At 69.5% G+C, this 8052-nt stretch carries 7 protein-coding genes and 1 pseudogene; 5 read left to right on the top strand and 3 right to left on the bottom strand.

What is annotated here, in order from left to right:
* Positions 1–119 (top strand): annotated as a pseudogene (locus tag AB4Y86_RS07110) (YbaK/EbsC family protein); the annotation flags it as partial.
* A 61-nt stretch (positions 120–180) separates the two neighbouring features.
* Here AB4Y86_RS07110 and AB4Y86_RS07105 read toward each other — a convergent pair.
* Positions 181–1779, bottom strand: coding sequence for an ABC-F family ATP-binding cassette domain-containing protein (locus tag AB4Y86_RS07105; RefSeq protein WP_441401367.1), 1599 nt, complete (start codon positions 1777–1779; stop codon positions 181–183).
* A 321-nt stretch (positions 1780–2100) separates the two neighbouring features.
* Between AB4Y86_RS07105 and AB4Y86_RS07100 the strand changes: the two genes are divergently transcribed.
* From AB4Y86_RS07100 to AB4Y86_RS07090, 3 genes are read left to right on the top strand one after another with little or no spacing between them, the layout of a single operon-like run.
* Positions 2101–2823, top strand: a complete 723-nt coding sequence (locus AB4Y86_RS07100; protein ID WP_441401365.1) for a biotin transporter BioY — start codon at positions 2101–2103, stop codon at positions 2821–2823.
* Positions 2820–3563 carry an energy-coupling factor ABC transporter ATP-binding protein gene (locus tag AB4Y86_RS07095; RefSeq protein WP_441401363.1) on the top strand — a complete coding sequence of 248 codons (744 nt, stop codon included), beginning with the start codon at positions 2820–2822 and terminating at the stop codon, positions 3561–3563. Before AB4Y86_RS07100 ends, AB4Y86_RS07095 begins: the two co-directional genes overlap by 4 nt.
* Positions 3560–4189 (top strand): energy-coupling factor transporter transmembrane component T family protein, encoded by a 630-nt coding sequence (locus AB4Y86_RS07090; protein WP_441401362.1) that lies wholly within the window; start codon positions 3560–3562, stop codon positions 4187–4189. The genes AB4Y86_RS07095 and AB4Y86_RS07090 overlap by 4 nt, the downstream gene beginning before the upstream one ends.
* 206 nt (positions 4190–4395) lie before the next feature.
* Here AB4Y86_RS07090 and AB4Y86_RS07085 read toward each other — a convergent pair whose 3' ends face one another.
* Entirely contained in the window at positions 4396–5592 is a 1197-nt protein-coding gene (locus tag AB4Y86_RS07085) for a thiolase family protein (protein ID WP_441401369.1), read from the bottom strand.
* A 25-nt stretch (positions 5593–5617) separates the two neighbouring features.
* Positions 5618–7057: a class I adenylate-forming enzyme family protein gene (locus tag AB4Y86_RS07080; RefSeq protein ID WP_441401361.1), complete on the bottom strand. Its 1440-nt coding sequence runs from the start codon at positions 7055–7057 to the stop codon at positions 5618–5620.
* Positions 7058–7115: 58 nt separating this feature from the next.
* Between AB4Y86_RS07080 and ypfJ the strand changes: the two genes are divergently transcribed.
* Positions 7116–8000 carry a KPN_02809 family neutral zinc metallopeptidase gene (gene ypfJ, locus AB4Y86_RS07075; protein WP_441401359.1) on the top strand — a complete coding sequence of 295 codons (885 nt, stop codon included), beginning with the start codon at positions 7116–7118 and terminating at the stop codon, positions 7998–8000.
* Positions 8001–8052 lie beyond the last annotated feature (52 nt).

The raw sequence follows: 8052 nt of genomic DNA, 5'->3' as shown, positions 1-8052 counted from the left end.
CCTCCTTGGCAGCCCACCCAGTCCTCTGGGCCGGCGCCGGAGACCACAACTCAATGTTCTCGATCACCTACCAAGAACTCCAACGCATCACGAACGCGGAGGAGATGACCGTCCGCTAGCGAAGGCAACCTGCCCGCAACGACGCGCGGAGGCAACCAGAGCAGCCGGCTCGGGCCGGACCTACGCCAGCGTGATCAAATCCAGGTAATCCTCGTTCCAGAGGTCCTCGACGCCGTCAGGCAGCAACACGACGCGCTCCGGATTCAGAGCCTCAACGGCCCCTTCATCGTGGCTCACCAGGACGACGGCGCCGGTGTAGTTGCGCAGGGCGCCGAGGATTTCGGAGCGGCTGGCCGGGTCGAGGTTGTTGGTGGGCTCGTCCAGGAGCAGGACGTTCGCGCTCGACGCCACAATGGTGGCCAGCGCCAGCCGGGTCTTCTCGCCGCCGGACAGCACGCCGGCGGGCTTGTCGACGTCGTCACCGGAGAACAGGAAGGAGCCCAGGATGCCGCGGACCTCGGCGTCGTTCATGTCCGGGGCGGACGAGCGCATGTTTTGCAGCACGGTCCGGTCCACGTCGAGGGTTTCGTGCTCCTGGGCGTAGTAGCCGACCTTCAGTCCGTGGCCGGGGATGACCTCGCCGGTGTCGGGCTTGTCGACGCCGGCGAGCATCCGCAGCAGCGTCGTCTTGCCGGCGCCGTTGAGGCCCAGGATGACCACCTTGGAGCCGCGGTCGATCGCGAGATCGACGTCGGTGAAGATCTCCAGCGACCCGTAGGACTTGCTGAGGCCGTCGGCGGTGAGCGGGGTCTTGCCGCAGGGCGACGGGTCCGGGAAGCGGAGCGCTGCCACCCTGTCGTTCTCACGCACGGCTTCGAGGCCGCCGAGCAGCCGTTCGGCACGCTTGGCCATGTTCTGCGCGGCGACGGCCTTGGTGGCCTTGGYGCGCATCTTGTTGGCCTGGTCCATGAGAACCTGGGCCTTCTTTTCGGCGTTGGCCCGTTCGCGCTTGCGGGCGCGTTCGTCCGTCTCGCGCTGGAGCTGGTAGCGCTTCCAGTCCATGTTGTAGATGTCGATCTGGGCACGGTTGGCGTCCAGCAGGAAGACTTTGTTCACTGTGGCCTGGAGTAATTCGGTGTCGTGACTGATCACGATCAGGCCGCCCTGGTGGTTCTTGAGGAACTCCCGGAGCCAGGCGATGGAGTCGGCGTCGAGGTGGTTGGTGGGTTCGTCGAGGAGCATGGTCTCGGCGTCGGAGTACAGGATCCGGGCCAGTTCCACACGGCGGCGCTGACCGCCGGAAAGCGTCTTGAGCGGCTGGTTCAGCAGCCGGTCCGGCAATGCGAGGTTCGAGCAGATCGACGCGGCCTCGGCTTCGGCGGCGTAACCGCCGGCCGCCAGGAACTCGGATTCGAGCCGGTCGTAGCGGTTCATGGCCTTGCGCTGGACGGTGGCGTCTTCGCTGGCCATCTCTTCATGCGCGAGCCGGAGCTTGCCGACGGCGATGTCGAGGCCGCGGGCGGACAGAATCCGGTCCCGGGCCAGCTGTTCCATGTCGGGGGTGCGAGGGTCCTGCGGCAGGTAGCCGATCTCGCCGCTGCGCGTGACTTTACCGGCGGCGGGCAGGCCTTCGCCGGCCAGCACCCGGGTCAGTGTGGTCTTGCCTGCACCGTTACGGCCGACCAGGCCGATCTTGTCTCCCTTATCGATCCGGAAGCTCACCTGGTCCATCAGCAGTCGGGCGCCGGCGCGGAGTTCGAGRTCCTGGACGGTAATCAATGCAGCTAAGGCCTTTCACAACAGGGAACGCCGCGGCACAACGGATGCAGTCTGGATGGGGCCGGGGCAGTGTGGCCGAGACGACGACCGCTACCAGTCTACCGGCAGCTGTCCTGCCGGTTGACATCGGCGGACGCCGCGGACGCTGCGAACGACGGCGGCCGGCGGCCGCCGTCGTTGCCTCCGTTTGGCGGAGCCTGCCAGAAGTACAACCTCCGCTTAGTGGAGGGCCTACAAAATGGCGGGGTTGCCGTCGCCGTATCGTCGGAAGCAAGACCCGGTGCCCTTAGGTACGCACCCCCACTTCGTGACAGGACGACCATGAGCAAGACTGACAACGGCACCGCCGAAGCCGCAATCCCGGGAACCCGGGGCACCGAATTTCCCGTCGCCGGCACCGGCCCGGCCGGCGACGCAGGCACTGCAGGACCGGACCGGCGCAGGCGGCGGTGGAACGCCACCGACCTCGGCCTGATCGCCGTGTTTGCCGCCCTGGTGGCGGTGTCCGCCGTGGTGCCGGCCATCCCGGTCGGCGCCCTCGGCGTCCCCATCACCGTTCAGACTCTTGCCGTCATGCTCACGGGCCTGGTGCTCGGAGGCGGCCGGGCCTTCGCTGCCGTCGGGCTGTACGTGCTGCTGGGTCTGGCCGGGCTGCCGATTTTCAGCGGCGGCCGCGGCGGCCTGGGTGTGCTGGCCGGCCCCTCCGCCGGCTACATCATCGCCTTCCCCCTTGCGGCCGCCGCTGTCGGCTGGCTGGCCGCCGTCGTGCTGCATCGTGTCAGCCGGAAACTGCGGGCGGTGGCCCTGTTTGCCGCCGCGATGGCCGGCAGTATTGTCTTCGTGCACACGCTTGGCATCCTAGGCCTGATGCTGAACGCGCGGCTGGATCTGTCCAAGGCTTTCCTGGCCGACCTGGTGTTCTACCCTGGCGATGTGATTAAGAACGTGCTGGCGGTCAGCATCGCCGTGGCCCTGCACAAGGCGTTTCCCGACCTCCTGGTCCGCCGCGCCCGCCCAGCCGGCGAGCCCACCGGGCGCCCGTGAGCATCATCCTTGACCGGGCAGCGGTCCGGGTGTCCATCGACGGATGCCCGGAGCCAAAAACCCTGCTCGAACCCATCACGTTGACCCTGACCGAGCGCCGGATCGGCGTGATTGGGGCCAACGGCTCGGGAAAGTCCACCCTGCTGCGGATGTTCAACGGGCTGGTTCCGCCCAGTTCCGGGACGGTGACGGTGTCCGGTGCCGACTCGGTCCGCGACGTCCGCGCGGTCCGCCGACGGGTTGGCTTTGTCTTCACCGATCCGCTCGCGCAGCTCGTGATGCCGACCGGGCGCGAGGACGTGGAACTGTCGCTGCGCCGTTCGGTGCGGAACCCGCGGGACCGGCGGGCCCAGGCCGAAGCGGTGCTGGGCCGGTTCGGGCTGCTGTCACTGGCGGACCAGAGCGTGTACGAGCTTTCCGGCGGCGAACGGCAGCTCGTGGCCCTCGCGGCCGTGCTGGCAGTCAGCCCGGACATCCTGGTCATGGACGAGCCGTCCACGCTGCTGGACCTGCGCAACCGCGAGCTGCTGCGGCGCACCCTGGCCGGGTTGGAGCAGCAGATCATCCTGTCCACGCACGACCTTGAGCTGGCTCTGGACCTGGACCGGGTGCTGGTTGTGGACGCCGGGAGGATCGTGTACGACGGCGCCGCAGCGGCCGCCGTCGAGCACTACCGGAAGCTCTGCGCTGCAGATCCGGCTCCCGTGCCGCCCGCCGGCGGAGATCCGGCACGGCCATGAGAGGCCACGGCTTCCTGCTCGCCAACTATGTGCCGGGGACGTCGCCGGTGCACCGCACACCGCTGTGGCTGAAGTTCCTGCTGGTGCTGGCGTGCGGGATGGCGTCATTCCTCGTCGCCGACTGGACCGCGGCCGCTGTGGTGCTCGCCCTGCTGTGTGGGGTCTATCTGGCCAGCGGGGCCGGGCTGCGCCGCCTGCTCCGGGCGCTTCGGCCGGTCCTGCCGGTGCTGGGCGTGCTCGGCGTGTTCCAGTGGTGGCAGCTCGGCGGACCGACGGCGGCGCGGATCGTCCTGAACATTTTGGTCTGCGTCGTGGCGGCGTCGATCCTGACGGCCACCACACAGGTCCAGACTCTGTTGGATGGCGTCGCTGCCCTGGCCAGCCCGTTCCGCCGGTTCGGCGCAGACCCGGAACGGTTTGCGCTGACGATTGCCATCATGCTCCGCAGCATTCCCTTCATCGCGGGTGCGTATGCCGATGTGCGCGACTCTGCCCGGGCCCGCGGCCTGGACCGGAATCCCCGTGCTCTGGTGCTGCCGGTGTTCATCACGACTGTGGCGTTTGCCCGGCAAACCGGCGACGCCCTGACAGCCCGTGGCCTGGGCGACGCGGAGGACCAGGACTAGGGCGGGGTTGGCTGAACAGGGCCCGGGACATGCCCCTTGCTGCGGCCCAGCGATGAGCATGCTCTCCCCTGTCCGCGGCCGGTGCACATATCTGCACTATGTCCAGCCACGGCGCCCAGCAATGAGCATGTCCCACGGGGCCGGCGCCCAGCAATGAGCATGTCCCACGGGGCCGGCGCCCAGCAATGAGCATGTCCCCCGGGGCCCTACCGGAGCGACCGGTACTCGAACAGCGCCGCCGTTCCCATCCCGCCGGCAATGCTGATCATGGCCAACGCCAAGGTGCCGTCCGCAGGGTTCCGGCGGGCCTGGGCCAGGAGCCGGGTGACGAGCACCGCGCCGGAGGCGCCGTAGGCGTGGCCCAGGGCGAGGGCTCCGCCGTCGAGGTTGGCGCGCTCCGGGTCAATGCCCAATTCATCGAGGCAGGCCAGTGTTTGGGAGGCGAATGCCTCGTTGAACTCGACCAGCCCGAGTTCTCCGGACGCTACGCCGGAGTCCGCGAGGAGGCGTTGGGCCGCTGCGGCTGCCCCCATCCCCAGCAGCACCGGGTCCACGCCGGCCGTGTCCGTGCCGAGAACCAGCAGCCCGTCGCGCGCTCCGAACTCCCCTGCCCGGGCCATCGAGGTGATCACGACGGCCGCGGCCCCGTCCGCATCGAAACACGAGTTCCCCGCGGTTACCGTCCCGCCGGGAACGAACGCGGCGGGGAACCGGGCCAGCACGGCGGGCGTGAGGGACCGCCGAGGCCCGTCGTCGGAACCCACGGGACCCGCGGGGCCGGCCAGCGGAACCCTCTCCCCGTCGAACGCACCGGCCGCAGCGGCCTCGAGGGCGCGACGGTGGCTGCGCAGCGCAAAGTCGTCCTGCCGTTGCCGCGGAATGCCGCAACTGGCGGCAACGTTTTCGGCGGCCTCGCCCATGTCAGGGTCCCCATGGCGGAGGGGCGCGAACTGGGCCCGGCCAAAGAAGTCCGGCTCGCCGTCGGGGCCCGGCCGCGCCCGGAGCGGTGCCGTGCTGATGCTCTCCACCCCGCCGGCGAGGTACACGCCCCCGCCGCCGGACGCCACCAGCCGCGACGCCAGCACGATGGCGTCGAGCCCGGAACCGCACTGCCGGTCCACGGTCAGCCCGGGGACGCTCACGGGCAGCCCGGCCTCGAGGGCTGCGAGCCGGGCAACATTGCCGCCGCCGCCCACGGCGTTGCCGACCACCACGTCCGCCACCAGTTCAGTCGGGACGTCCACAACGCTGAGCAGGCTGCGCAGTACCGGCGCGAGCAGTTCGTGGGCTTGCAGCGTCTTCAGCGTTCCGTGCGCGCGGCAGATCGGAGTGCGCAGCGCAGCGATGATGACGGGCTGCCGGTCCGCCGGCACCGATCCGGCCCGGCGCAGCCCGCGCACCATTGGCATCCGGGACGGGGTCTGGGTCTCAGCCAAGGCGCCGGACGCGCGGATCGTTACGGGCGATCCACTCAAGCAGCAGCGGACGGCTTAGCTTGCCGCGGTCCGTGAGCGGCAACTCCCCCAGCAGATAGTAATCCAGCGGCCGCTTGTTCCGGGCCAGCTGACCCTCGACGCCCGTCTTCAGCTGGGTGGCCGTCACGCCGCCGTGGGAGGCCAGCACGGCCGCCACGACGCGCTGGCCGCGGAGATCATCCGGCTGCCCCGCGGCCACGGCCGCCGCAACCCCGGGCACGGACGCGAGGCACAGCTCCACCTCGTGCGGGTACACGTTGGTCCCCGCGGTGATGATCATGTCCGAACGGCGGCCCAGCAGGTGCAGCGTTCCGTCGGACAGGTAGCCCTGGTCGCCCACCGTGAACCAGCCGTCGAAGCACTGCAGCGCCTCGCCGTCGTCGCCCCACAGGTATCCGTCGCTGACCATGCCGCCGCGGACGCAGACGTTGCCGTCCACCCCGTCCGGAACCGGCGCCCCGGCGCCGTCCAGGATCCTGATCTCAACGCCCGGGAATGCCTTGCCGATACCGGTGCCGATCCCGGCGCCCCCCGATGCCGGGGATTCGCCCGGCCGCAGGCCGGCACCGGCGACGAAACTGAGCTCCGCGGCGCCGTGGTACTCGAAGATCGTGGCGTTGGGGGCCCAACGGCGGGCGGCCTCCAGCGTCCGTGTGTCCAGCTTGGAGCCGGAGCAGATGATGCTCCGCAGGCCGGAGGCGTCCACGCCGCCGGACACACCGCGCTCGCTGAGCAGCCGCAGCATGGTGGGGACCAGGACCAGGCGGGTGATGCCGTCGTGACTGACCGCCGCGTGCGCGTCGCCGACGTCGAAGTGTTCCAGGGTATGGAACTCGGAGCCGGCGTACAGGCACTCGGCGAGGGCATAGAGGTTGAGGCTGGCCGCGAGCGGCCCCGGCGCGAGCGTCCGGTCGTGGGCGGCCAGGCCGAAGAACTCCACCGACGACTCGAAGGACTGCTGCCAGGAGCGCCGCGACCGGCTGAACGCCTTCGGCAGCGCCGTGGTTCCGGAGGTCAGACCGATCAAAAAGGGCGATTCCGGCACTCCATCGCTGAGCGCCGGAGCGAGGCCAAGCTCCAGCTCAGAACCCGCGTCCGCGCTGTTGGCGGGGACCGCCTCCGCGATCCGTGCGGTGAGGCCGTCCAGGAGCTGCCGGGGCCAGGCGGGGTCCAGCACGGCGCAACGGCGGCTACCAGCCACGGCCGCAGCGAAGGYCACCGCAAAGTGGGTCGAGTTGCGCTCGGTCAGGACCGTCACCGCCGGGGTGACCGGCACGAGGTCTTCGGCGGCGTCCCGGAGCTCGGCCCAGCTCAGGCGCTTACCCGCCACCACGACGGCGGTGGCGTCGGGGCGTTCATCGGCCCAGCGCTGGAGTCTGTCGAGAAAAGGCATCGGGGCAACTTTACCGGGGACGGGGTACCTTGCGGGCGGCAGACGATATTGTGACAGCATGAGCTTCAACGACAACGTCCAGCTGGACCCGTCCCAGGTCCAGGACCGCCGGGGCATGGGACGCGGCACCAAGATCGGCGGCGGGATCGGTGGCGGCATCGTGTTGCTGCTGGCGGCGCTGTTCGGCATCAATCCCAGCCTCCTTGAAGGGCTCACCGGCACCACGCCGGACCAGTCGCAAAGCCAGGGCACGGCGCCCGCGTGCAAGACCGGCGCGGACGCCAATGCACGACTCGATTGCCGGATCAACGGCACGGTGAACAGTCTTAATGCGTTCTGGCCGGCGTACCTGGCCAAATACGGCAAGAAGTATCCGCAGCCCGAGACCGTGATCTTCAGCAATTCCACGAACACCGGCTGCGGGGCCGCGACGTCGGAGGTGGGGCCGTTCTACTGCCCGGTGGACAAGACGGCGTATTTCGACCCCGGATTCTTCCAGGAGCTCGTGGACCGCTTCGGTTCCTCCGGCGGGCCGCTGGCGCAGGAGTACGTGGTGGCGCATGAGTTCGGCCACCACATCCAGAATCTGCTTGGCACCATCGACCGCGCGCAGCAGGATCCCCAGGGTCCCGCGTCCGGCGGGGTGCGGGTGGAACTCCAGGCGGACTGCTACGCGGGCCTGTGGGTCCGCTACGCCACCACCACGAAGGACCCGACTTCGGGCCAGCCGTTCCTCGCGCCGTTGAAGGACCAGGACCTGCAGGATGCCCTGTCCGCAGCCTCCGCGGTGGGTGATGACCGGATCCAGAAGGCCGCCACCGGCCGGGTCTCACCGGAGTCCTGGACCCACGGCTCCAGCGCGCAACGGCAGAAGTGGTTCTATCAGGGCTACAAGACCGGCGACATCAACCAGTGCGACACCTTCAAGGTTGCCACCCCGTAGCGCCAAAACCTCATCCGCTGCTCCGCAACTGCCCTTATGGCGTGTCTAAAGG

The organism is Arthrobacter sp. 2YAF22_2 (assembly GCF_052114645.1).
Taxonomy (GTDB): Bacteria; Actinomycetota; Actinomycetes; order Actinomycetales; family Micrococcaceae; genus Arthrobacter.
Note: the sequence above shows the minus strand (reverse complement) of the source record. Positions and strands in the feature narration are given on the sequence as shown.